Source organism: Pseudoroseicyclus sp. H15 (genome assembly GCF_054353345.1).
Map to the genome: position 1 here is coordinate 240,614 of NZ_JBTHJE010000004.1, position 25,073 is coordinate 265,686.

Sequence of the window (25,073 nt, forward strand, 5' to 3'; positions counted from 1 at the left end):
ATGTCACCGGCCAAGTGGGAAGCGATACCAGAAACAGGTCTCTATTCGGTCTGTTCGGCACGTCTGGGCCGCTCTCGCTGACCGTCGACCTTACACCCTCGATTGTCGTCGAAGCGCCCACGCCTCCCGCGCGCGCATTCTATGTCGAGGCCGAGGCCCGAACAGGCCGTCACGGTGCTGACGGCGCCCCGAGAGGCGAGAGCGGCGGGGTTGGCGGGGCAGCGCCGGCGGCGTCTGCCGACATAGCTGCAGGAACCGTTCGCGGTGGCCTCAATGCCGTGACCGTAACGAGTATCGGCGGCATGGGCGGCGGGGGCGGAGCCGGCTCCTCCGTGCTTGGCCGCGCACAGGGCGGCAACGGCGGCGCCGGGGGGGCAGGCGGCGCGGCCCACCTCACCATCCGGAACGGCACCTTTTCGGGGCCGCCGAGCAATGCGGACAGCACCGTTCTGAACGTCCTCAGCAGGGGCGGCTCCGGCGGTATCGGCGGGACGGCGAGGGGAGGGAATTCAGGCGGGGCTGACGCCGGCAACGGCGGTCATGGTGGCGCCGGGGGCCCTGCAGAGCTCGTCGTGAGGCAGGCGACGGTGACGGGGGGAAACATCGCTGGCCTGGCCTCGGCTGTCAGCAGCGGCGGAAACGGAGGCTTCGCCGGGGTCGCGGAAACCAGCGAGTTCGACACACGCAATGGAGGCGATGGCGGGAGCGGCGGCGCTGCGATGGATGCGCGGCTGAGCTTCGAATCCGGTGTGGCGGAGTTCTCGCAAGGTGGTGGCATCGCTTTGCTCTCGCAGTCGAACGGCGGTGAAGGAAGAGCTGGCGGAAGCGGCGCGGTCATCAACGGCGCCGGCGCGGCGGGCGGATCCGGGGGCAGTGGTGGCGTTGCGGGGCAGGCGAGCCTGTCCATCGGTCAGGTCCGCGTGAACGGCGGGCGCAGCGACGTTCCGGCGCCGATCGTTGTGGCCAGGTCGCTCGGCGGGGCTGGCGGCGCGGGCGGGGCTGCAAGCGCGCTCACGGGCTATGCGCGCGGCGGTCAGGGCGGGCACGGTGCCAGCGCGGGAGGCGCGGAGCTCACGCTGACCCAGTCGACGATCTACGGCTCGCGCACCACGCAGGGTCTGGGGGCCGTCGCGGCCCTGTCGCTCTCGGAGGGTGGAGCCGGCGGCGCCGGCGGCCGGGGCAATACCACCGGGACCAGCGGCACCCTGGGCGGCGTCGGCGGCGTGGGCGGGACAGGCGGCTCCGGCGGGCCGGCTACGCTGGAGGCGACGGACGTCAGCCTCACGACCGCCGGCATGGCCGTCGCCCTCGGCGCTCGCTCACTCGGCGGTCAGGGCGGCGATGGCGGGCAGGGCGATTTCGGCGTCGGACAAGCGCTCGGCGCCGCTGGCGGGGCCGGTGGCGACGGCGGGGCTGCGACGCTGAGCGTCGACGGCGGCACCATCGTGCGGAACGGTCTGAACGGGCGCGCGGCGCTGCAGAGCTGGTCGTCTGGCGGCGACGGCGGGCGGGGCGGAAACGCCAACTCGACGCTCGACGCCGGCGTGTCGCGGGCCGGGAGTGGCGGTCTGGGCGGTAATTCCGGCGACGCCCGCGTGGAGGCTCTGGGCGTCACCGTCACGGCCGATGCCGCGATGGGGATCGAGGCGCTCAGCTCGGCCGGCACCGGCGGTCGGGGCGGCGACGCAAGGGCCAGTGCCATCGGCGACGCAGCCGCGGGCGCGGGCGGGCAGGGCGGCTCCGCCGGCCAGGCAAGCATCGAGTTCACCGGTGAGCTCCACACGACCGGTGGCTTCTCGTACGGGCTGGTGGCGCGCAGCCTTGGCGGCGCCGGCGGTGCCGGCGGCAATGCCAATGCAGTGATCGGGGCGGGCACTGGCGGGGCGGGCGCCGGCAGCGGCCCCGGCGGGGGCGCGAGCGTCGAGGCCTCCGGCACAATCGTCACCGGCGGCCCGGATTCCACGGCGATCCTCGCTCAGTCGATCGGCGGCTTCTCCGGGAGTGCCGGAGGGGCCACGGGGATCGCCACCTATGGCGCCGGTTCGCAGAGCGCGGGCGACGGCGGGAAGGTCAACGTCATTGTTGCTGCGGGTGAAAACCAGATCGAGACGACCGGGCTTGCCTCCTATGGCATCAACGCCCAGTCGATCGGCGGGGGCGGCGGCACAGCCTCGAGCGCCTCGGGGATCGGCGCCCTCGGCGGCAACGGAAGTGCCGGAGGCGATGGCGGCCAGGTGACGGTCTCCGCCTGGGACGGCCTCATTCGGACGTCTGGCGACATGGCGCAGGGTGTGTCTGCGCAATCCATCGGGGGAGGCGGCGGCTCTGGCGGGGCGGCTTCCGGCATCGTGGCGCTGGGTGCCACGGGCGGCTCTGGCGGCTCTGGCGGGCAGGTCAGCGTCATAAGTGCCATCGATATCGAGACCGGAGGCCGCCTGGCCGTTGGCCTCAACGCGCAATCCATCGGCGGTGGCGGCGGCTCGGCGCAGCTGAGCGCCGGCGTCGGCGTGACCATCGGCGGCAACGGCGCGGCGGGCGGCAACGGCGGCGCGGTGGATGTGACGAACCAGCACAACGTGACCACGAGGGGCGCGGATGCGTCTGCCATCCTCGTGCAATCCATCGGCGGGGGCGGCGGAAACGGGGCGCAGGCCACGACCGGCGGCACGCTCTTCGGCCTCGCCCAGGGCGGGCAGGGCTCTGCCGGTGGCCATGGCGGGGCGGTGAGCTATGCCGAAGGCGAGGCGGCCCCCACCATCACGACGGCTGGCGCGCGGGCCTCGGGCATTGATGTCTCGTCGGTCGGTGGCGGCGGTGGCCGGGGCGGTGCGGCCGTCGCTGTGACGGCGGTCGATCTCGTGAACGTTTCGGTGGGCATCGGCGGCAATGGTGCCGCTGGCGGCGACGGCGGCACCGCAGCGGTCACGACAGCCGCGCAGGTCTCAACGTCGGGCGAGAGCGCTGTCGGCGTCAGCGCCGTCTCCGTCGGCGGCGGCGGCGGCAACGCCGGCCTGACGGTCAACGCCGCCACAGAAGCCCTCGTCAATGTCGGCGTCGCGGTCGGCGGCGCGGGCGGTGGCGGCGGCGCTGGCGGCGCTGTCTCTCTCATGGCCACGGGTGCGGTCAGCACCATTGGGGACCATTCCGATGGGGTGGTCGCCAGCAGCGTCGGCGGTGGCGGCGGATCGGGCGGGGTCGTCGTGAACGCGAACGCCGCCTCCGGTGTCGAAGTCGGCGTTTCGATAGGCGGGTCCGGCGGGGCAGGCGGGCACGGCGCCCCGGTCGATGCCACGGTGGGCGGCCTTGTCACGACGCTGGGAGATCATGCCGGCGCCGTACGTGCCGCGTCTATCGGCGGCGGCGGTGGCGACGGGGGCGTGACCGTTCAAGCCGGTGCCTTCGACATGGGCAGCGTCGACGTGACCGTCGGCGGAAATGGCGGTGCCTCGGGCCACGGCGCCGCGGTCTCGCTCTCCACCGGCGGAACCATCTCCACCGCCGGCGAAAACGCCGATGCGGTCACGGCCCGCAGCATCTCCTCTGGCGGCGGCTCCGGCGGAGCGACGCTCTCGGGCACGGCGCTGACCGGGGCCGATGTGCGTATCGGCGTCGGGGGCAATGGCGGCGCGGGCGGTGCGGCCGGGGCCGTCAGCGCCCAGACAGCGGGCGTCATCTCCACGGAAGGCGAGAACAGCACCGCGATCACCGTCGAGTCTATCGGCGGTGGCGGCGGCGATTCTGGCCTCACGGCCACCGGCGACGCGATTACGCTCGGGTCGATTTCGGTGACCGTCGGCGGGTCCGGCGGGAAGGGCGGAACGGCTGGCGACGTGACCCTTGAAAACACCGCGGCGGTGACGACGCTTGAGCATAATGCGGGCGCCATCCTCGCTAGAAGCGTCGGCGGGTCCGGCGGCACCGCGCAGGTGACCGGCGCGGCCGAGGCCATCACCATCGCGGCCGTCCCCATCACGGTCGGCGGCACGGGTGGCTCGGGCGGCACCGGCGGCGATGTCTCGGTGAAAACCGGCGGCGCGATATCCACCATGGGCGTACATTCTCCGGGGCTTCACGCCCTGAGCCAGGGCGGGTCCGGCGGCACGGGCGGAACGGTGTTCCAGGGCAGCATCACGATTGGCATTCCGGACGTGCCAGTGTCAGGGTCGATTGCCGTCAATGTCGGCGGCGCAGGTGGTGAGGGCGCGACGGCCGGCGCGGTCGAGGTCAGCAGCCTCGCAGGCGGCACCATCACCACCAACGATGTGGGCTCGCGCGGCATCTTCGCTCAGTCCATCGGCGGCAACGGCGGGGCGGGCGGTGCTGTCTATGCCGGCGAGCTCAATTTCTCTCCCGAGGCGAGCGCCGAGATCGGCGTGGCCGTCGGCGGTGCAGGTGGCTCTGGCGCCATTGCCGGGCCGGTAACGGTGTCGAACGCCGGCTCAATCGGCACCAACAGCGCGCAGTCGGATGGCATTCTCGCCCAGTCCATCGGTGGCAATGGCGGGGTCGGCGGCTCCGTCTTCACGCTGCGGGGCGGCCTTCAGGCTGGCAGTTCGCTCGACGCGCAGGTCGATATCGGCGGCCAGGGCGGCACGGGTGGCCACGCCGACGCGGTGACGGTCAGCAACAGCGGCGACCTGGTTGCGCGCGGCAACGACTCTCATGGCATCGATGCCCAGTCCATCGGTGGAGGCGGCGGCAGTGGCGGCAACGCCTTCAACGTCACGTTCAACCTCGCGGACATCCTCAAATACGGGAAGAAGAAGGACGGGGGCTCTGACGAGGGAGGAGGCTCTGGCGAGGAGGAATCGACTGAGGTCTCCTTCAGCGCCAGCGTCAATGTGGGCGGCGCCGGTGGCGCCGGCGGAGACGGTGATGCCGTCCAGATCGACAATACCGGGACGGTCATCACGCATGGCGCCAACGGCTTTGCGCTTACCGCGCAATCGGTTGGCGGCGGCGGCGGCCGGGCGGGCGGAGCCGGGGCCACGACCTTCGCCTTCCCGTCGCCCTGCAAACTCGCCGGCGTCATCACCGGCATCGGCTCTTCCCTGGCCTGCGATATTCAGTCGACCAAGGAGATCGTCAGCGGGACCTACGAGTTCGAGATTGAATACGACGTCACCGTCAATGTCGGCGGCGCTGGCGGCGCGGCAGGCAATGGCGCGTCGGTCCGCATAGGTAACGCCGGCACGATCCATACGACCGGCAGCCAGGGCGTCGGCATTCACGCCACGTCTATCGGCGGTGGCGGCGGCCATGGCGGCAGCGGCGAATACGAGCCCGAGCTCTTCGAGGGCCAGGACATTTTCAGTGACGTCGGAAAAATACTGCAGGATGGCTACGCCATCACGGCGATTGCCGAGGGCATCGACGTCGATGTCGACGTGCCCTTTGCCGAGCTTCCGTCTCTGGCCCACGAGTTGGAGATCGGCGTGGGCGGCGTCGCCGGCGCAGCCGGAGACGGCGGGCCGGTCACCGTGACGAACGACGGCACGATCGTGACCTCCGGAGACCAGGCGCATGCGATCTACACGCAGTCGATCGGCGGCGGTGGCGGCACCGGCGGGCAGGGGGTGAACGCAGCGGTCGGCCTCATCAACGTCGGCGGTCAGGGCTCGGGCGGCGGCCATGGCGGCGCCATCGATATTTCCAGCGCCGGCACGATCGTCACCACCGGGCTCGGCAGCGCGGGCATCTTGGCCCAATCGGTCGGCGGTGGCGGCGGAACGGCTGGCGACGTCGGCAATGTCTGGGGGTTCGCCTATGAGGACCACGACACGATCCACCGCACCGATCTGCTATTCGGCGACTATCTCCCGGGCGCTGGCGGCGATGGGGGCGACATTACGATCGACGTCTCAGGCGGCATCTCGACCACCGGCAACCTCGCGCATGGGATCATCGCGCAATCGATTGGCGGCAGCGGCGGCCTGGCGAGCGACGACGATGATGCCGATGACGAGAAGGAGGTCGATGTTGAGCGCCACGTCCAATTCGCCTCCAGCCGCGGCGATGTGGGCTCCTCCGGCGACGTGATCATCAGCTCTGTCGGCGGCACAATCACGACGACCGGCGACAGATCGCACGGCATCGTCGCCCAGTCTCAGATGGGCTCCGAAGGAGAAAACGGCGATGTGACGATAACGGCCGGAACGATCACCACCACGGGCGAGAGGTCGCGCGCCATCCTCGCCCTGGCCTATTCGAAGCACGATATCGATGATGATCTGGTCGAAGAGACTGACGAGGGGGCAGGTGAGGAGGACGACGAAGGCGACCGCCCGGACGACCTCGGCACCGTGGCCATCGAGGTGGACGAAGAGGCGGTGATCGCCACGCTGGGCTCCGAAGAGACCATCATGATCATGGGCGGCGGCGGCCAGAAGGGCAACGAGCCCAATACCATCGTCAACCACGGCATCGTCTCGAACCTGCTGCCCTCTGGCGAGGGCTATGCCATCCGCACGGATGGCGAGGCCGGGCTCAGGGTCACCAACACTGGCCTTATGCAGGGCCGCATCTCGCAGGAAAGCGGGGCGCGGGAGTCGATCGAGTTCATCAACACCGGCACGCTGGTGGCCGGCGATCTCCTGGCGCTCGGCGCGGAGGGGCATCTCGTCAACCATGGTGTTGTCGAGATGGGCGAGAGAGGCAGCCTTGATCGCATCCGCATCACCGGTGACGTCACGCAGACCGCGGACGCCCGGCTCATCATCGATGCGTCGCTCGGCGCCGGCGAGGCCGACATCATAGAGATTGACGGGGTCACCAAGCTCGGCGGCGTGCTTCAGATGCGTCCGGTGGGTCTGATCCCTCTGCAGGGCGAAGAGCAATCCGTTCAGATCATCCTAGGCGCCGAGCAGAATATCGACCCGGTCGACACCGCGGCCGTCGACTACACGACCGTCTACCAGCCGGTGGCCGGGCCCGACGATCTGATCCGGCTCGATTATCAGGTCGATTACCTGCCGGTTGACCGTGAACTGCAGGGCGATGAGCTGCGCTTCTCGCGCTACCTGATTGAGCTGATCGAAGAGCGGCGGACGTCTCTCGCGGCGGGTGGCGACGACCTGGCCTTTATCGATGGGCTGGCCTTCGACGTGCTCGAAGCGCCCACAGAGGCGGCCCTCGCCGAGCGCTATCGCGAGATGCTGCCGGGGAATCCCTTCGCCGGGGTCGCCGCGACCGACATTGCCGCCTTCCGCTTCTCCGACAGCCTCATGAGCTGCCCGGACCTGCAGGCTGGCACTCCCTCGGCCCAGAGCGACCTAAGCTGCCGCTGGCTGCGCCTGTCCGGCCAGACCGGCCGCCAGGAGGGCAGCGGCACGCTCTGGGGCTATGATGCGCAATCCTGGGGGCTCTCCGGCGGGCTCGAGATGGACATGGCGGCAGGCTGGACGCTTGCCGCCGCCGCGGCGGGCGAGCTCACCTCGACGGACGGCGCCGGTTTCAGCAGCGAGGGCGTCCGCTTCTCCGGCGGTGTCGCCGCCGCGCGTGAGTTCGACACGACGGCGCTCAGCTTCTCGCTTTCGGGCGGCTTCGAGACGGCCGAGCTCAGCCGTCGCGCCGCCATCCCCGGCGGCCATACCGGCGTCTCGGCCGAGACCGACCGGCAATGGCTGGCGGGCCATATGCGCGCCGGCACGCGGTTCGATATCACGCCCGGAGCATGGGTGACGCCGACCTTCGACATCGGCATCCAGCACCTCTCGCAGTCGGGCTACACGGAAGAGGGCGCCGGCGATTACGGCTTCGATGTGGGCGGGGTCTCTTCGACCACGCTGCAAATCAACCCCTTCATCAAGGGCGGCTTCCACGTCGCCCTCGGCGAGACACAGGGGGAGGTGACGCTGCGGGCCGGGGCCCTTGCCGTCTTCGGCGACGAGGCGATGACGGCGGAGGTTCGCTACGCGGGCCAGAACGGCACCGGCCCCTCGTTCACATTGACCGACGATATGACCCGCGTCTTCGCCGATGTCGGCGTCTCGGTCGATCTGGAGCTGAACGAGCGCACGACGCTGGGCCTCGCCGTCGATGCCTTCGCGAACGACGATTACCAGGATGTCAGCGCCTCGGCGCTGGTCTCGATCCGCTTCTGACCGGGCTGTGCCGGCGGCACGACAACACAACTCTGGAGTTCAACCATGACGGACCAAACAGGATGAACAGGCGAAAGCTCTCCGCCGCCCTGGTTGCGGCCCTGCCGATCGGCATGGGCGCCGGCACGGGGGCGCTCGCCCAGTCCACCGGGTTCCCGGGCGGAGCATCCTCATTGAGCGAGACCCATGGGGACTGGCTCGTCAGCTGCGATCTGCGCCAGGGCGAGGCGGACATCCAGCGGTTCTGCGTTCTCAGCCAGGAACAGGTCGACAGCGACGGGCAGCGTATCCTGATGGTCGAACTCGTCCCGCTCGCAGAAAGTCTCGGCGGGGTTGTGGCGCTGCCTTTCGGCCTCGACCTCGCGCATGGTGTCGGGGCGCAGATCGACGGCGCCGACTTCGGCGCCCCGCTGGCCTTCTCTACCTGTCTCGGCTCGGGCTGCCTTATCCCGCTCGACCTCGGCGGCGACGAGGTTGAGGCCATGATGAGCGGCGAGACCCTGACTCTCGCAACCCGGGTATTCGCTGGCGAGGAGCTGACCCTCACGGTCTCGCTCGCAGGCCTGGCCAGCGCACTCGCCCGCACAGACCACCTCCTCAATTGACGTTTGACCACGAAAGGGACACCACCTTGCGACACGATATCTTCAGCCTCTCCCGGCTCTCTCTCGCTGGCGCTCTGGCCGTCACGCTCACCTCGCCGCTTCATGCCGACGATGCGCTGCTCGAAGACGCGCTCTCCTTCGCGGGAGAGATCTTCTTTCTGGATTCCGACATTACCGGCCTGGTGATCGCCGGCATCCGCGACGGCGAGAGTGCCGTCTTCGGCTTCGGCGAGGTCGCGAAGGGCTCGGGCTTGGAGCCCAACGGCGACACGGCGATCGGCGTCGGCTCCCTCACCAAGACTTTCACAGGCCTCACGCTGGCCCAGATGGTCGCCGACGGCCGGGCCCAGCTGACCGAGCCGGCCGCGCCGCATGTGAGCCTCGCTGAACTGCCGCAGGGCGATGGTCGCCCGATCCGCCTGGTCGACCTCGCGACCCATTCCAGTGGCCTGGGCCGGGAGCTGGAGCCCGTCGAGGGGGTCGAGAAATACACCGACGCCTCCTTTGCGGAGAACCTCTCGACCGGCGAGCTCCACTTCGCCCCGGGGTCGGGCGCGCTTTATTCCAACGTCGGTTTCGACGTGCTCGGCATGGCGCTCTCTGACATCGGCGGCGCGCCTTACCCGGACGTTCTGCAGCAGGCGGTGCTCGAACCCATCGGCCTGTCAGCGACCGGCTACGACAGGCCTGCGGGCGAGAACGTCATGGCCGGCTACGACTGGGACGGCAACCCGATGGACGCGGGGGACCCGATCCCCAATCGGGCCGGCGCCTCCGGGCTTTATACGACCGCCAACGACATGATCCGCTACCTTGAGTGGAACCTCGATCGCTTCGGCGAAGAGGGGGCAGAGGCGCGCGCGCTCAGCCAATCGGCGCATCTCTTCCGCGACGGGCTCAGCCCCGTTCTCGCCCTCGACGAATCCGGCCACATGGATGCAATGGGCCTTGGCTGGGTCATCATGGTTCAGCAGGGCGACACCCCGCTGATCATCCAGAAGGCTGGCGGCACGAACGGCGTCTTCAGCTACCTCGCTTTCGCGCCGCATCGGGGCGTGGGGGTGTTCATGGCGATCAATCAGTTCAACTTCAGCGACAGCCTCGCAATGGCAGACGTGGTGAATGAGCTGGTGGCTACGCTGGCACCAAGGTGATTAGGCCTCTTGCCAGACGGCCGACATGTGGACGTCTGGCGCAAGATCCAGCCGAGCCTCCATGAGGAGCGTCAATGCATGGTCAATCGACCTGCCGGAAGACAGGCGCAGAACACCGCGGGCTCGGGAGAACCCGGTCGTGAACAGGACAGGGAAAAGACGGATGGGGCACATAATCAGCCTGAAACTGCGGCACGCAACGCGGGTTGCAACCTGCGGCATCGTACTGGCATCAACCGTCGGCGGCACGGCTACAGCCCAGGCCGACACGGCAGAAGACATTCGCGCCATCGCCCAGAGCCAGTTTGAGCAGCACAGCCTGAACTCACTCCTACTGGAAGTGCTCATCGACGGCGAGGTGATCCTGACCGAGGTGATGGGCAACGCCATGACAGGCGTTCCCGCAACCACCGAAGGCCGGTTCCGGAATGGCGCCGTCGCACTGACCTATGTTGGCGCCATAGCCCTGCTCCTTGCGGAAGAGGGTATAGTCGATCTGGACGAACCCATTTCGAAATGGATGCCAGCCCTGCCGGGCAGCGACACGGCGACGATCCGGATGTTGCTCAACATGACGGCGGGCTATCCGGATCACGTGGCCAACGATGAAGCGTTCGTCGAACCGTTTCTGGAAGACCCGTTCAGGACATGGACACCCGGCGACCTGATCGCCGTCAGCCTGTCGACACCGAGAATGTTCGCACCCGGCACCAACTGGGATTACTCGCACAGCGACTACGTTATCCTTGGCCAGGTGCTGGAGGCGGCGACCGGCCAGTCGATGTTCGAACTGATGGACGACTACATCCTTGGCCCGCTGGGTCTGACCGGTACCTTCGGCTTCGACACGGCCCAGATCCCGGCGCCCGCGATCCACGCCTTCACCGCCGAACGGGGCATCTGGGAGGACTCGACCTACTGGAATCCGTCCTGGAGCATGCCCTCGGGCGCAATCCAGGTCACCACGATCTCGGACATGGCGCAGAGCTTCGATGCGATTGTCGGCACCGATGGGTTTCTGACGCCCGACTCCCGCGCCCAGATGATCGACCCGGTGCTTATCGGCTTCGGCGCCCCCTTGGCCGGATGCCAGCGCTGCCACGAACTGACCGAGGCTTTCAGTTACGGTCTGGGCGTGAGGCTGCGGGGGGACTGGATCTTCCAGTCGCCGCGGTTCGGTGGCTATGCTTCGTCCGTGGGCAATTTGCCTGACGGACGCTCGGACGCCGGCCGGATCACTATCGCCGTGGCGGTCACCTACACCCGGGGATCTATCGACAACTGGGAAGAAACCCCCACGAACCTCGCTTTCCGAACGGTCCAGTTGATCGCGGAAGAAATCCATCCACAAAACCCGCCGCCGAAGTAGCGAGGCGCGGATCACCTCGACCTTTCCGCAGGCCGTTGTCGGGCCGGAGAGGGTGAGCCCCGCCATCAGTCGACGCGGCTGAAGAGTTCCATGCGCGGCGTCTCGTGCACCGCCTTCGGTGTTTCGCCTTGGGCGAGGCAATAGGCGGCCAGCGCCCCGACGCTTTCACCGATGTTCCACTCGACCGGTTGCAGGCGGTAGCAGCCATCTGTGATGTGGGTGGAGCCGCTGTTCTTGCAGGTGGGCAAGAAGTTCTGGACCCGCTCGGGGATCAGCGCGCCGAGGGGGATCTGGAACGGCCAGGTCGCGATCTCGACGCAATTGCGCGGCGTGGGGTGCAGGGGACCTCCTGGTCCGGTCGGGGGCCATTGGCCGCGGAAGCGAGATGGGCGTATCAAAGCGGTGGGAAACGAGCTGTTAGATCTGCTACTCAATCTGCTACCCGCCTTACGGTTCGGTTGTTGGGTACCTTCTGCAGAGTGAGATGTTAGGAGGCGTTGCGCCACGTTGGGCGGGAGTTCATCGGTTTCGGCTAGACGGTCTCGGGATCGAGGCATCCGGCAAAGGGCGCCCGTTTCCGTTCGGGGCAGCGCGGGAGAGCACCTTCTCCACGCAGGAGAAGGCGCGAGACGTGGCCTGCGATGATCGGCGCGGTCTGGTCGTTGCGGCCACGCTCAGTCGAGCGTGACAACGATCTTGGCGGCCGAGACCCCGGCCTTCTGCTGGTTCAGCGCGCCCTGCAGCGACTCCAGCCCGTAGCCCACGATCTGCGGTTTCGGCGCGGCCTTGTATCGGCCTTCTGCCAGAGCATCGGGCAGGACGTCCTAGTAGATGAAAGGACACACGGCATCGTCCTTCAGCGCGGTGCCGAAGATTTGGCCGACGGTGACGTCGTCGCGGAAGCCCTCGGGGGCCGCCAGGGTCGCCGCGATGGTGCGGCGTCCACCCGCACGCGCCACGACCTCGGCACAGTCCGCGATGCTGCCGGTGGCATGCAACGTCCCGACCAGGGTGCGACCTTGCAGGGCCGTCAGCAGATCCTGCACCAGGGTCGCACTGCCCAGTCAGAGGAAGCAATGATCCGCGGCGGAGATTTTGCAGAACTGCGTGCCTTCATGCTGGTCATGGAGACGCGAAATTTTCGCGAAGCGGCAGGTCGCCTCGGCGTCACGCCCTCTGCGCTCAGCCGGACTATCAAGCGGCTGGAGGAGAGGCTGGGCCAGCGGTTGCTGAACCGCACGACGCGCAGCGTCTCTCCCAGCAATGAGGGGCAGACGCTCTACGCCCGTCTCCTGCCTGCAGTCGCCAGCCTCGAGGACGCGGTGGATGATACGCTTGCCCGACGGGGCGATGCAGTCGGGACAATCCGCATCAATCTGCCAAGGCTGGCGGCGGAACTGCTCCTGATGCCGCGGCTGGCTGAGTTCTCGGCGCTCCATTCCGGCGTCCATCTCGACCTGGTGGTCGACGACTCCCTGTCCGACGTGACCGGAAAGGGGTTCGACGCGGGCATCCAGATGGGCGAGTTCCTGCAGAAGGACATGATCGCAGTTCGCCTCAGCCCGCCCTTCCGCACGGCCATCGTCGGAACGCCTGCCTATTTCGCCGCGCACGGGACGCCGCAGTCGCCGCGTGACCTAAAGCATCACCGCTGCATAAACTATCGCTGGGGAACGAGCCGACAGCTCTGGCGCTGGCCCTTTGACGGCCCCGACGGCCCCTTGTAGATCGACCTTGAGGGGCCGCTTTCGGTCAACGACACTGGTCTGATGAGGGACGCCGCGCTCTCCGGCCTCGGCCTTGTCTGTATCAACGAAGCGCTGGTGGCGGCACATATCGGAAAGGGCGATCTCGTCCGGATCCTCGATCCCTGGAGCAAGCTCTACGCCGGGTTCTTCCTCTACCATCCTAGCCGCCGCCAGACCCCGATGGCCTGCGCACGCTCATAACCTTCCTGACGCGCACTTGATCGTAGAGCCACCCCTCTCGTCCCGAGTGCGCTGCTCAGCGGATCTGGATACAGAGCGGGAGAGACTGTCGCAGCTCCCCCTGCTGCCCTTCCAGGCCCGATGCTGATCTCGAGCTGCGCCGCGGCGGCAGGTGGGCTTCTGCAAGCCGCCAGATCCGACCTGACGGATCTTGTGTCCCGACTTCAGGATGCGTTCGCCATTGCATGTGCCGTAAGCGTTGCATCTGACCCCTTGCAGCGACACTTTCCGCTACCGCATATTGCTTGTCTCTTGGCGCGTAGCGCCAAGATGGCTGCTCAGAGAAGATTGCTTTCTCAGCAAGATAGCCTCGGCAAGCACTGTCTATTCCACCGATAGATCGAGCAATTTCCTTCGCGAAGCTCCGGAGTCAGTGCATTTAAGGGCAGCAGCGCTCTTGCGCCTCCCCCGCGAACATCGTCGAGACTGCGCGGGAAGCAGTCACTGAGGGAGCGATCCCAGGACTGAAAGGGGGCGCTGAGCCGACGTTCGCTGCGGGCTGAACGCACGGCGAGGATGGGCGGGAAGCAGTCGTTCGCTGCTCTCTACACCAAGGTCGCGGTAGGGCGGACAGCGGACTTTCGCTGCAGCGTGCATGTACTCCGTCCTCTCTCAGCAAGCGGACATTCAGTGACCTATCAGGACCGACACCTGTCTTGTCGACTCGAAGGGCCGAGAGCGGCTCGATGTATGTGCGGCAGCGCGATCGCAGCATCCGGCTAGAGCAGCCGTGGCGCATTAACTCACCGCCCTGAGAGCACGGCAGAAAATACGATATGATTGCCAGTTCAGGTCCTCCGCGCCTGGTGCGCTTGCGCCAGAAAGGGGACCTGAATACCCAAATTCAACCTATAGACGCTCGCTAGGAACGAGGTGCCGGCGTGGCGCAGACGTCAGCTTCAATGCATCGCTGACCCGACTGTCCACCAAAACGGATCCCCCAAGGAGGGCATTGCAACAAGGGGAGCTCTTCAGATCAGGAATAAAGATCTCCAATTTCCCGTTCGACCAAGCGGAAGCGTTCCTTAACCTCTTCGCCCGCATAGAAAGCCAACATATCTTCCTTAGTGAGTGTCCCCTCGGCGAGAAACTTGATGAGGTAGCGCTGATTGAATTCGGCGAGGAGGACGCCCTTCTCAATTTGTGCGAGGATCTGCTTCATATTGTCGATGTTGGCGGTGACAAGGTGCTTCACCGACGCCATCTCGCGCGCATCTTTGATCAGCCGATTGACGATGATCTTGAGGACATCTGGGTCGAGCTCGAGCGTCTTTGCGTTGAGGGCGATGTCGCGCGCGAGCATGTAGGCGATCGCGAGGTTGCGATAATCACCCTTTTGGGAATCGATGATCGCGATCAGACCAATACCGGGCAGGAATTTCAGATCCTGCACCACAACCCGGATGCTATTGTCGACAAGCGAGGCGTCGAACACGATGATCCCAACCTGGCTGTCGCGGTTCGCCTGCGCTTCGAGGAGTTGGCTCCAAGCTGTGTCTGCTTTCTTCGTAAAGATGTCCTTGGTCTGGATGTCACCAAGGCGAATGCTTTTGTCGAACTTGCACTCGATCGCGATTCGTTTACCGCTATCACCGGCCAGATGGCAGACGATGTCGCCGGTTTTATTCCGACGGATCGCACCGGCACGATCGCCACTAAGCTCGATCCGGTCAGCGATCTTCTGGCGATCGAAAAACTCGGACAGGAAGTCGGCGATTTCAGTTTCAGCGAGCACGCCTTTGACTGCTGAGCGATAGAAAAGCTCCTTCTTCATATCGAAGATGAGCTTCAGACTTTCGAGCTCGGTGCCGAGCTCGTTGGCGGTTTTCGAAAGGAAGCTCGAGAGCCGGTCCTCCATTAGCGCCAAGACGCCGATGTAGAGAGCTTTGTGAAGCTGCTCGTCTCGGTCGGCTGAAGGAACCTTGTTGAAGAACTCGAACAGGATCTTGTTTTCGACTTCGAAGGCGCCAAACTGAACGCGAGAATTTCTTTGATCGAGGCCGACAAGTGGCATATCAGACCCGGCTGTAACGATAGTGACCCTTGATGGTCGACGCGAGGAAAGTTCCCTTCGATCCGGCCTGATCAAAAGCTAGGGCAATATGCGGCGGCACCTCATAATAATGATAACGGGTGTTGTTGAGAAACTCGACCTCAAGCAGTAGCTGATCTTCGTCGTAGCGGATTGCAGCGACGTTCGACGAGGTGAAAGGGGCGAAATCTTGCCAGGCCATATAGTTATTCCTTCTCAGGCAGGGTGGTGAGTGGGTGCTGCTGAAGCCAGGTCTCTACAAAATAGCGATAGTCCGCGGCAAAGTGCGTTTGCAGGTTCCAACCGCCCGGTGTCATCGAATCCTCGGGCGCAGCTTCGTCACAGATCAGTGGATCCTGGCTGTCGGGGCGACGATCGCGAGGCGGCGCCTGGATCATTGTCCGCATTGGGAGGCTTACCGCTTCACCGAGGATGATAGCCTCGCCGGTGCGCAGCACAGGCAACATGCTCGTTAAACCTTCGAGATTGTCAGAGAGCGCACTGGTCACATGTGAGCGGTCGGTGGCATTGCTTAACCGCATGGCAAAAAAGGTCCCGCATTGAGACAGGATCGTGGGATTGATCTCGGCCGGGCGCTGGCTGACGATCATCGCCCCGATCCCATATTTGCGCCCTTCCTTGACGATGCGTTGGGTCGCGATCGAGGCGGCGCTGCTTCCACTGTCGCCAAGATAGCTGTGCGCTTCTTCCATCACTACGAGCAGCGGGCGTTCGCGCCCGCCCTCCGAGAGGTTGCGCGCCCAGAAAAGACCATCGTAAAGGACGCGCAAAATGTTGCCGATGATGTCGTTAGTTACCGTTGAGGGAATGCCAGATAGATCGAGGATCGTGATCGGCTTGTCACTGCCGAGCCAGTGCTCGACCAGATCGGCGAGTGTCTTGGTCGTCGTACCATCGAGATCTGGGTGCCAATCGCCGGCCTTCAGCAGGAAGTCGTAGCGCGCGACGCGAAGCCGGGCGCCGAGCGCCTCAAGCGGCCCCCGAATGTTGAGGACGTCCGGGAGCCAATTGATCTTCTCCGGATCAGAGCCGACATTCTTGACCTTGCGAAAGCGCGGTGGAATCGCTGCATGCGGATCCCCCACTATCTTCTTGCCCGAAGGGTCGAGCTCATAGGCCCAGGTCGCCTGATCTGACGGGTTTGCGCCGCCGGCACTGAAATAGGTTCCGAACTCGCGGCAATAGAGGTCATACCAGAGCTTGTTGAGCGAGAAAGGCACAGGGCTATCGGCGGTTATGCTGGCTGGGTCGACACCGGCGATCGGTTGCGCTGAAAGGCTTGCGATCTTGGCCTGGAGGATCTGCTCGAGGATGATGTTGCGTGCTTTTCCATCAGGCGGAAGGCTTCCGAAAGTCACCCGCATGAGCTCCTCGAAGCTCAGCGCCCAGAACGGTATGCACAGTCGGTGCTCGTTAAGGCTGCGGGCATCCGGGGTGATCTTGAAGATGTTCGCGCGGTCGCCAAGTGCCTTGGCATATTCCCCGTGAAGGTCGAGGACGACGATCCGCGCGGAAGGAAAACGGCTCTGATCCGACAGGACGTTAAGCAGTCCGGCCACCGTGGTCGACTTGCCTGAGCCGGTGGTTCCGACCACAGCGCTGTGGCGGGTGACGAGCTTGTTAACGTCGACCAGCGCGTCGATCGATTCACTTCCCGCCACATGACCTACACGTACCAGATGGTTTTGCTTGTCCGATCGTCCATAGATGGCTTGGAGGTCGGCCTCGGAAACAAGATGAACTTCATCCTCGAAAGTGGGATATTGCGAAATTCCGCGTTGAAATCTACCAGTCCGATAACCTTCGCCGATCAGCTGGACCGTCATCCAGCGCAGCCCATTGGGCATGGCGATCGCCACCTTCTCCGGCACCGCACTGGCGCCTACCTGCGAGACGATCCCGTAGAGATCGACATAACCGATCGGGATTTTGACGAAACTGCCGATCTGGCCGATCTTGTGACCCTGGCCGTGGACAAAGCTCAAGCCTGAGAAGCGGTCCGAGGTCAAGGTCACGCTGACCGACGTGCCGCTGACGTCTTGAACCGTTCCGATGACGGTCGCCCGATCGACGAGATCAGGCCGCAACATCGCTCATTCCGTCACCGGAGAGGCCACGCAACAAAGTGCCGAGTGCTGCAAAATCTCCGAGCCGCAAGGTAACATTCTCGCCATCTCTCACGAGAATGGTGGGCGGCAGCAAGAGATCATCTGACCCGTCGGCAGTCCAACTGCCCAATGTGCGACCGATGATAGCTTTGTCGAAACCCAGCAGACTGAGATTAGGGGTCGACATCGCACACTGCCGGGCGAGCTTATAGGGACTTGCCTCAAGCTCGCCGAAAACACAGGCAAAAACGTGCGCAGTCGGATTGGCTTCAAGGCTGCGGCAGATCACGTCGTTGATATGCTCGTCAGCGAAGGAATAGCCGCAAATGAACAGCAGCGAAGATGGAGCGAGCAGGAAAGCTTTCAGGCGGTCGAGCATCGCTAGATAGGGCATCTTGCGGCTTTGGTCATATTTCAGGTGCGACGGGTAGATCAGATAACTCTGCTTGTCGTTTTTTTCATGAGTTCGAACAACGTCGGTTTCATTCTCAAGCCGCCAGTTTAGCGAGCCATGAATCTTCCAGAGCCGGGTCCACCGCGGAGGCAACAGGCCCTCATCCTCGACCGCACCCAAATCGAAGAATGCCTTTCGCGCACCGATGAAGCCGTCGAAATAGGGCGCAGAACTCTCCTCGAGCGCCTGCTCCATCAGTAGATCGTAGTTGGTAGTAAAGAGATGCACTGGACGCTCGCGGCGGATCGAACGACTCCAGATCGCGAGATTGTGGTAAGGGGTGTCCTCGGTCGGCAGCGAGCGAGTTACCTCTTGCGAGATGACACTGCAAACTTTAGTGTCAAGCTCTGTAAGTTCGGCCTGTGTAAGGCCGCGCACGTTCCCACTGCCAGCAACGCTCGCGAACACGCGAATGCGGCTGAGCAGCAGCTCAATATTACCACTGTCACCACCATCTTCTTTGACGATCTGGACGATTTTGTCCCAGCTTGTGGGATTTTTAGGGTCGCCACTCGAAAGGGTCTGAGCGATAACCTTCGTCAATCCGGCCACATCCCAGATCAGCGGGTCGGTAACGGCTATCCCATTCTCCTCGCGGTGGTTGACGCGGATCGACAGGGGGCAACCTGCACCAAGGAAGAATCCGATCGGCTTTCGGTTTTGCGAAAGGGCTTGCTGAACAAAGCTGATTTGACGAGCTGGATCATGTTTATGCATCTTGACCCCTTGCAGGCGTTCTCGTCCAAATCATCACACCCTGCCTTCCCTAGTCGAATATAACAACGCCCTTAAGACAGAAAGCATGTGTTCTTCGGTTTCTCAAATGAAATGTATGATGCTGCACCTGGGCGTCGTTGATGTTCTGGCTGAGGTGGTCAGCGGTGATGCTTGTTCCAAATTTTTTCTGCGCTAAGCCGTGAACGGCCGCTTCGGGGATGCCACGCTGCCGCATTGGCGAACTGATGACCGGCGGCAATGGGCCGAAAGAGGTGATCGTCGCTTCGTCCACGAGACGGCCGCCTAGGACCGAACGTGAGTTCGCGGTCCAGGTCATCAAACGCCAGTTCCGGGCCGGTCGCGACCGACCTGCCCGTCTCACTTAGACCTCCACCGCCTCGGCGATCGCGAGTGCATCCTCCAGTTCGACGCCAAGGTAACGCACCGTGCTGTCCATCTTCGTATGGCCTAGCAGGAGTTGCACTGCCCGGAGGTTGCCGGTTTTCCGGTAGATCTGCGCGACTTTCGTGCGTCGCATGGAATGGGTGCCATACGCGCTCGCCTCAAGGCCGATGGATGTCACCCAGTCTCGGACGAGGCGAGCATACTGACGCGTCGAGATGTGCCGCCGCTCATGAAACCGGCCGGGCCAGAGATGTTCCGATCCGACCATCAGTGGCGCTTCGAGCCATGCTCCGATTGCTTTCCGGGTCCCTTCGGTGATCTCGAAGCTAACCGGCCGCCGTGTCTTGCTCTGAACGATCGCGGCGCGGTGCTTGACCTGCCCCGCAGCATAGACATCAGCGACCTTGAGGCGCACCAAGTCGCAGCCACGCAACTTGCTATCGATGGCGAGGTTGAAGAGCGCCAGCTCGCGAGTCCGCTCCGCGATCTCGAGGCGGACTCGGATCGCCCAGACGTGCTTCGGTTGTAGTTGCCGCTTCTGGCCGACGATCCTCCCTTTGTACCAGGCGGGGCGGCAGGCGCGGATTGCTGGTAAGTTGGCGTTAGACATAACGGATCCTCCGATCCACCGCGCCCCGCCACATCCTCGACACTCAGTCGACGCCCCATCATAGCACCGATCTGCGGCGAAGGTCGGCTTCGAGCCCAAACCGGACGAGCTGCGGCCCGTCACAATCCAGTCTCGCACCGCAGATCGGACTGTGAGGTGACGCGCCGAGCGAGCCGGCGCGTCATGAAGGATGATCAGATCGACTGGCCGCCCGACACCTCGAGGCGCTGTGCGGTGACCCAGCGATTGTCGTCGCGCAGAAGGCTGGCGATCATCGGACCGATGTCGTCCGGCAGCCCGACGCGGCCGAGTGCGGTCATTCCCGCGAACTGAGCGTTCACCTCGGCGTTGTCGCGAACCAGCCCGCCACCGAAATCCGTTTCGATGGCGCCTGGCGCAACCGTGTTCACCGCGATGCCCCGCGGACCGAATTCCCGCGCCATATAGACCGTGAGCATCTCGACTGCCGCCTTGGCCGCCGAGTAGGCCGCGAAGCCGGGGAAGGAGACTCGCGTCAGGCCGGACGAGAAGTTCACGATCCGCCCGCCGTCTGCCAAGAGCGGCAGAAGGGCCTGAGCGAGGAAGAAGACGCCTTTCACATGGACCGCGAACAGGCCATCGAACTGCGCTTCGGTGGTCTCCTCGATCATGGCGAATTCGCCATGCCCGGCATTGTTGACGAGATGATCGAAGCTGTCGCGGCCCCAGATGTTGCGCAGCTCCGCGCGCAGGCTTTCGGCGAAGGCCGGAAAGCTTGCGGTATCGGCAACGTCGAGGGGCAGCGCCACGGCCCGGCGCCCCATCTCGCGGATAAGGGTCACGACCTCCTCTGCCTGCTCGACGTTCGACCGATAGGTGACGATGACGTCGCCGCCTCTTTCGGCGATGGCGAGAGCGGTGTTGCGACCGAGGCCGCGATTGGCACCGGTAACGAGAGCGATCTTGCTCATGAGACTGTCCTTTCAGGGTGTCATGGTGTCACTCTGAAGTAGAAGAGTGCCGGCGCTCGTGGTTGCCTGAACCTCGCCGCCTCTTGCCTGTTTCTATTTACCTCTTCCCGGAAGGGCCGGTCCCGGCCATAATATAGTGCATGACCTTTGCCCAAAGCAGTTCCCACCTTGCTCAGTTGCTCACCCATTGCCGCCGGTTCGCCGACGCCAATTCCGGGCCCGACGGTTCAGCGCCGACTCCGGCCCGCGGCCTGTCCGTGGTGCGCGCCTTGCGCCCGGGAGAGCTCATGGTGGCCGTCCAGAAGCCCGTGATCGCCATGCTGCTGCAGGGGAGAAAGCATGTGACCACGCTGGGCGCGAGCTTCGAATACGCACCGGGGGAGGCTATGGTCGTCGCGGCGGATGTCCCGACAGTCAGCCGGATTACCCGCGCCAGTATCGCAGCACCCTATTATGCGCTCGTACTCGAACTCGATCCCGCGATCCTGCGTGCGTTGCCACCGGCCGTCTCCCCCCGGTCGGGTGAAGCTCCGCCGGTGAGGGTGGAGCCGATCGACAGAGAGGTCATCGACGCCTCCCTTCGCCTTGCGCAGCTGCTGGATCGGCCCGAGGCCCTGTCAGTGCTTGCCGACGGCCTGCTACGTGAGCTGCATTACTGGCTTCTCATGGGGGTTCACGGCCCGGCAATCGCGGCGCTCGGGGTGCCGGACAGCCACGCGGGACGGATCGCGCGGGCGGTCGATATTCTGCGGCGGGAGTATGCCCGTCCCATCAGGGTCGAGGAACTCGCCGAGGCGGCCGCAATGAGTGAGCCCGCGTTCCACAAGCACTTCCGCGCCATCACAACCTTGTCGCCGCTCCAGTTCCAGAAGCAGCTTCGCCTGATCGAAGCGAGGCGGCTCCTGCTGGCAGAGGGCGCGAAGATCGCGCAGGCAGCCCACACGGTCGGCTACGCGAGCGTGACGCAGTTCACCCGGGAATACGGCCGTTTTTTCCATGCACCTCCTGGGCGGGACATCCGCATCGCAAACGCCGTCGTCTGAGTGCTCGACAAGCTCGCCTGCGCATGGGGCGAACGGCACCTTCGTCCCGCAATACTGCCCTCGGCGGGGTGGCCGTTGCTAGGCGAGGGCGCGGAAGTCCGCTCTCAGGATGCCGCACCGCGGCGCTCGCTCTTCATATGAATGTCGGCTAAGGGCCGTGAGCGACGTCCGCTGATGCCAGCCTGGTGGCTAACCCGCTGCGGCGCCGCAAGTCCGCTTCGAGCCCAGATCGACCACGTTGATGCTGGGTGCGTTCGCCGTCGCAGCATGGGCGCGCTCGTTGCGGCCGGCCCTGACCAGACATACTTGAGCATAAAACGCGCCGCAGTGCAGCTTTGCCAAAGCGGTCATTCAGGAAGGCACTTGAAAAACGATATTCTAGAACTCATATAAGTGCCCCAAGTTCTTTCGGCGGAAACGCCGTGTAGAAAACGTCATAGTCTTAAGTCGATAATTGCTGTTTTGCTTCTGGCGACCGGCATCCTCTACGCATTTGGAACTTTCGGCATTGGGCCGATGTCAATTATAGGAGGACTTGCCATGGGAACAGAAATCAACTCACTGATTGGAAGCTTTGGCATCGGATACTGCGCAAGCTACGTCTGCAACTTGACGTTTTCGCCGAAAGGGCTTGGTAAGTAGAATTCCCACCAGCTGGCTATGCCGCCCGCTGCTGCCTTTCGACCACCTTCACAGCGATCTTTGCTTTTCTCCTTGCTGTCGGTCACTCGACGACTCTACGCCAGCCTTGAAAGGCACTGTTTAGTCATGCTCCACGACTGGTGGACCAGCTACCGATACGTTGCCAGAAAACTACATGTTTGCAGGCGCTCCTTCAGAAGACTGTCTGGGCGAAATACACGGTCGGGTCTAGCGAGCGATAGACTCACACATCATACTGTCTGCGACGGTGCCCAATACAAAAAGAGCATAATGTGATCCAGACGTCGTTAGTCTCCGACCTCATCGGCCGCTTACTCTCTGCCAAGACACAAGCGTCCATGGTGTCCTTGCTCCGAAAGGAGGAGAGACCTCCCGTGACAAAGGCGCTGTCGGCGGATGTGAAGGCACATGTATTCGTGCTCACTAAGCACTTAGCTAAAAATCGACCGAGTGAGGCGATAGCGACCGCTATGGCGATGGTCTTTCTCGACCCAGATTGCGCGATTTCCTGTATGCGGCGCGAAGGCGTGCTCCGTGCCTCGCGATACGGATACCGAGGTTCCCTGATTGGCAGGGTCGCCAAGGCGGTACTCGGGGTCCCTGACGTTTTTAGAATTTCGCCAGATCGCATAGCATACCTAGAGTCAGTCAAGGCACTGTCGTGCCTCGCAGGAAACGCCCAAACTCTAAGAGAACAAATCGAGGCGACGGTGCGGGCGCGTCGATCGACGGTGCTGAAGACCGTCTTTGTATTGGTCAACTATCTTTTCTATCATGAATGGATTAACGACCACGATGCCAGTTCGCTAGATAGTAGGCGTTACTCTTCAGAAGAGTACGCGGAAGCAGCATCGTTCATATTGCATATCTATGCATCGATGTTCCCAGTTGATGGTATGTCCTTCGCGCATGTGGACACCGATGCCTTAGGAAAGAATGCGCTCGTCTACGAACGATTGTTGGTCGCCGCAATTCGGCTTGCGAAATTCAGGGATGCGGAGCAATTCATCGATGGGCTGCCATACCGTGCGGATCGCGAAGGAGGGGAGATCACGATCTCTTCAATTGATTCGGATGTCGAGCGTGCAGCGCGCCTTGGCTTCATACAGCAGCAGACCCAAGCTTTCATTCGGCAGTTCCATCTGCAGGAAGCAGATCAGCCAATCTCGATCCAAACGCTGATAGACACGGGATTTGGTAATGGCAGCTTCGACAATCTTCTTGATATTAAGGACCATCCCGTAAGACGTCTGATCATGATGATGCCTAAAGTCCCGGCAGTCTTCGATGCCTGTTTCGCAACCGATGAGCTGTTTCGAGATGAGATCCAGATGCTCCTGGAACTGGACGTCGACCACTTCGGTAAGTTCGATGACCTTGTCTTCCCCATCACAGACCAAATCTCATCGCTGGACGTTCTCAAGGTGCAGCGCTACTTCAAATTTATAAGTTGCGCGTACCAGCGTCGACTAGAAGACATCCAAGACCCAGTCGAGCGCGAAAAGTTGACCCTAACGTCGACACTCTTGGCTATTCCGCACGATGCGATGGTTGAGCACATGCGGCTCATCCTCGGCAACGAGGACAAGGCACGTGAAGTTATCGAGCTTTTGAAGATGGGTCCTAGAAATGGGTATCTCGATCTCCAGTATCGTCCATTCGTAGACATTGGTGACTTCTATATGATCGCCCCGCATGTGGTGGCGATCTCCAACCTCGTCCGCAACACCATTGTCGCCAACCGCCGCCGGTTGACCGCGATCGGCTCGAAGGACCTTATGGTTCACTCTGTCACCGGGGCGCTTCGCTCCGCAGGGTTCGAGGTCGAAAGCGACTTGAAAGCGAAGATCGCCGGACAGAAGTTGGAACTCGATATCGTCGCAAGACGCGATGACGCGCTCATACTTCTCGAATGCAAGAACGCTTATCATCCAGTGTCTGTCCATGAGATGCGGAACAGCTGGGAGCACATCCGCGGCGCCGCGAAGCAGCTCGACAAGCGCCGGGACATCTTCTTAGCCCCTTCGAACCAGTCGCAGCTATTCGAAAGGCTTAGTTGGCAAGTCAGCTCCAAGTGTACGGTTCACACCGGCATCGTTATTGCAAACCGGGTGTTCCACGGCGCAAGTCTAAATGGGCACCCGATACGGCAAGCACACGAACTGATTAATGTGCTGAAGAGCGGACGTATCACCGCGAGAAACGGGACGAAAGAGGAGAGCCTGTCATTCTGGCTCGGGCCCGATTTCCAAACCACCGATCTCACTAGATATCTTGGCCCGAAGTCTATCGCTTCCGACCAATTGGCCGTGCTTGATGCCCGATCCTGGCGCTACTCGATCGGATCCCGGGAGCTTGCCTTCTCTTCATACGTCCTCGACATGGTCAAGTTCGACAAGGAAATGCGGGAGCGGTACAAGTCCCAATGAAGAAAATCGTGCCAACGACGTAAGCGGTAGGCATTTCCTGCGTTGCTCTTAGCGTGGCCTGCTGCCGTCTCCCGTAATGAAAGGGAGGCTGAAAGTCCGCTTCCACGGAAAACTCGAGGCGCTATCGCGCCTGCAGCGAATGTCGGCTCCCCGCCCTGAGCCGACGTTTAGCCATGAATAAGATTGCAGCAGCGTAGCTCGGCAAAGCTGCCGTTCGCCGCCCTACAATTGCACCGCATTTCCGTGGCCGTCCTGACCGTCCCGGTGAACCCTCGCAATTGAGACGGCGAAAGCCGTTCGGCCCGCCGATCCCAATCGGACCTGATCTACATCCACCTATTCACCGCCAACACGATCTTGCCCTGGATGTGACCTGCGGCGGCGCGCTCATGAGCCTTGCGCGCGTCAGCGAGTGAATAGGTG

Annotated in this window: 15 protein-coding genes and 1 pseudogene; 7 read left to right on the forward strand and 9 right to left on the reverse strand. The window is 63.5% G+C overall.

The window, feature by feature from the left end; all coding sequences use genetic code 11:
- Nucleotides 1-278: 278 nt before the first annotated feature.
- The 4 genes from ACXN5S_RS10530 (at nucleotide 279) to ACXN5S_RS10545 (ending at nucleotide 11,230) form a co-directional block, all read left to right on the forward strand.
- Entirely contained in the window at nucleotides 279-8,102 is a 7,824-nt protein-coding gene (locus ACXN5S_RS10530) for a hypothetical protein (RefSeq protein WP_458605384.1), read from the forward strand.
- 62 nt (nucleotides 8,103-8,164) lie between these two features.
- Complete coding sequence (locus ACXN5S_RS10535; RefSeq protein ID WP_458605385.1) at nucleotides 8,165-8,707, forward strand: invasion associated locus B family protein; 543 nt, start codon at nucleotides 8,165-8,167, stop codon at nucleotides 8,705-8,707.
- 26 nt (nucleotides 8,708-8,733) lie between these two features.
- Complete coding sequence (gene ampH / locus ACXN5S_RS10540; RefSeq protein ID WP_458605386.1) at nucleotides 8,734-9,861, forward strand: D-alanyl-D-alanine-carboxypeptidase/endopeptidase AmpH; 1,128 nt, start codon at nucleotides 8,734-8,736, stop codon at nucleotides 9,859-9,861.
- Between the two features lie 163 nt (nucleotides 9,862-10,024).
- A complete protein-coding gene (locus ACXN5S_RS10545; RefSeq protein WP_458605387.1) occupies nucleotides 10,025-11,230 on the forward strand; it encodes a serine hydrolase domain-containing protein in 1,206 nt (401 codons plus the stop codon).
- A gap of 65 nt (nucleotides 11,231-11,295) precedes the next feature.
- Here ACXN5S_RS10545 and ACXN5S_RS10550 read toward each other — a convergent pair whose 3' ends face one another.
- Nucleotides 11,296-11,628 (reverse strand): FAD-dependent oxidoreductase, encoded by a 333-nt coding sequence (locus tag ACXN5S_RS10550; RefSeq protein ID WP_458605388.1) that lies wholly within the window; start codon nucleotides 11,626-11,628, stop codon nucleotides 11,296-11,298.
- A 426-nt stretch (nucleotides 11,629-12,054) separates the two neighbouring features.
- On the reverse strand, nucleotides 12,055-12,276 hold the full coding sequence (locus ACXN5S_RS10555; protein ID WP_458605389.1) for a hypothetical protein: 222 nt from the start codon (nucleotides 12,274-12,276) through the stop codon (nucleotides 12,055-12,057).
- A 30-nt stretch (nucleotides 12,277-12,306) separates the two neighbouring features.
- Between ACXN5S_RS10555 and ACXN5S_RS10560 the strand changes: the two are divergent.
- Nucleotides 12,307-13,179, forward strand: a pseudogene (locus ACXN5S_RS10560) (LysR substrate-binding domain-containing protein).
- A 1,015-nt stretch (nucleotides 13,180-14,194) separates the two neighbouring features.
- Here the strand turns inward: ACXN5S_RS10560 and ACXN5S_RS10565 are convergent.
- The 7 genes from ACXN5S_RS10565 to ACXN5S_RS10595 form a co-directional block, all read right to left on the reverse strand.
- Entirely contained in the window at nucleotides 14,195-15,232 is a 1,038-nt protein-coding gene (locus tag ACXN5S_RS10565; protein WP_458605390.1) for a hypothetical protein, read from the reverse strand.
- 1 nt (nucleotide 15,233) lies between these two features.
- Complete coding sequence (locus tag ACXN5S_RS10570) at nucleotides 15,234-15,452, reverse strand: KTSC domain-containing protein (protein WP_199252610.1); 219 nt, start codon at nucleotides 15,450-15,452, stop codon at nucleotides 15,234-15,236.
- Nucleotides 15,453-15,456: 4 nt separating this feature from the next.
- Nucleotides 15,457-17,361 carry an ATP-binding protein gene (locus ACXN5S_RS10575; RefSeq protein ID WP_458605391.1) on the reverse strand — a complete coding sequence of 635 codons (1,905 nt, stop codon included), beginning with the start codon at nucleotides 17,359-17,361 and terminating at the stop codon, nucleotides 15,457-15,459.
- Complete coding sequence (locus ACXN5S_RS10580; RefSeq protein ID WP_458605392.1) at nucleotides 17,348-18,550, reverse strand: SIR2 family NAD-dependent protein deacylase; 1,203 nt, start codon at nucleotides 18,548-18,550, stop codon at nucleotides 17,348-17,350. The genes ACXN5S_RS10575 and ACXN5S_RS10580 overlap by 14 nt, the downstream gene beginning before the upstream one ends.
- Nucleotides 18,551-18,599: 49 nt before the next feature.
- A complete protein-coding gene (locus ACXN5S_RS10585) occupies nucleotides 18,600-18,842 on the reverse strand; it encodes a hypothetical protein (RefSeq protein WP_458605393.1) in 243 nt (80 codons plus the stop codon).
- Between the two features lie 90 nt (nucleotides 18,843-18,932).
- Entirely contained in the window at nucleotides 18,933-19,565 is a 633-nt protein-coding gene (locus ACXN5S_RS10590; protein ID WP_458605394.1) for a tyrosine-type recombinase/integrase, read from the reverse strand.
- 194 nt (nucleotides 19,566-19,759) lie between these two features.
- Nucleotides 19,760-20,515, reverse strand: coding sequence for an SDR family NAD(P)-dependent oxidoreductase (locus tag ACXN5S_RS10595; protein ID WP_458605395.1), 756 nt, complete (start codon nucleotides 20,513-20,515; stop codon nucleotides 19,760-19,762).
- A 140-nt stretch (nucleotides 20,516-20,655) separates the two neighbouring features.
- Here ACXN5S_RS10595 and ACXN5S_RS10600 point away from each other — a divergent pair, with 140 nt between their 5' ends.
- Both ACXN5S_RS10600 and ACXN5S_RS10605 read left to right on the forward strand, forming a co-directional pair.
- Nucleotides 20,656-21,558, forward strand: a complete 903-nt coding sequence (locus ACXN5S_RS10600) for an AraC family transcriptional regulator (protein WP_458605396.1) — start codon at nucleotides 20,656-20,658, stop codon at nucleotides 21,556-21,558.
- 1,037 nt (nucleotides 21,559-22,595) lie between these two features.
- Nucleotides 22,596-24,650 (forward strand): hypothetical protein, encoded by a 2,055-nt coding sequence (locus tag ACXN5S_RS10605; RefSeq protein ID WP_458605397.1) that lies wholly within the window; start codon nucleotides 22,596-22,598, stop codon nucleotides 24,648-24,650.
- Nucleotides 24,651-25,073: the final 423 nt, after the last annotated feature.

What these genes read in the sequence shown, in the direction of transcription:
- ACXN5S_RS10535 (WP_458605385.1), top strand. Translation starts at nt 8,165, where the DNA reads ATGAACAGGCGAAAGCTCTCCGCCGCCCTGGTTGCGGCCCTGCCGATC.
- ACXN5S_RS10545 (WP_458605387.1), top strand. Translation starts at nt 10,025, where the DNA reads ATGGGGCACATAATCAGCCTGAAACTGCGGCACGCAACGCGGGTTGCA.
- ACXN5S_RS10565 (WP_458605390.1), bottom strand. Translation starts at nt 15,232, where the DNA reads ATGCCACTTGTCGGCCTCGATCAAAGAAATTCTCGCGTTCAGTTTGGC.
- ACXN5S_RS10570 (WP_199252610.1), bottom strand. Translation starts at nt 15,452, where the DNA reads ATGGCCTGGCAAGATTTCGCCCCTTTCACCTCGTCGAACGTCGCTGCA.
- ACXN5S_RS10575 (WP_458605391.1), bottom strand. Translation starts at nt 17,361, where the DNA reads ATGTTGCGGCCTGATCTCGTCGATCGGGCGACCGTCATCGGAACGGTT.
- ACXN5S_RS10580 (WP_458605392.1), bottom strand. Translation starts at nt 18,550, where the DNA reads ATGCATAAACATGATCCAGCTCGTCAAATCAGCTTTGTTCAGCAAGCC.
- ACXN5S_RS10590 (WP_458605394.1), bottom strand. Translation starts at nt 19,565, where the DNA reads ATGTCTAACGCCAACTTACCAGCAATCCGCGCCTGCCGCCCCGCCTGG.
- ACXN5S_RS10595 (WP_458605395.1), bottom strand. Translation starts at nt 20,515, where the DNA reads ATGAGCAAGATCGCTCTCGTTACCGGTGCCAATCGCGGCCTCGGTCGC.
- ACXN5S_RS10600 (WP_458605396.1), top strand. Translation starts at nt 20,656, where the DNA reads ATGACCTTTGCCCAAAGCAGTTCCCACCTTGCTCAGTTGCTCACCCAT.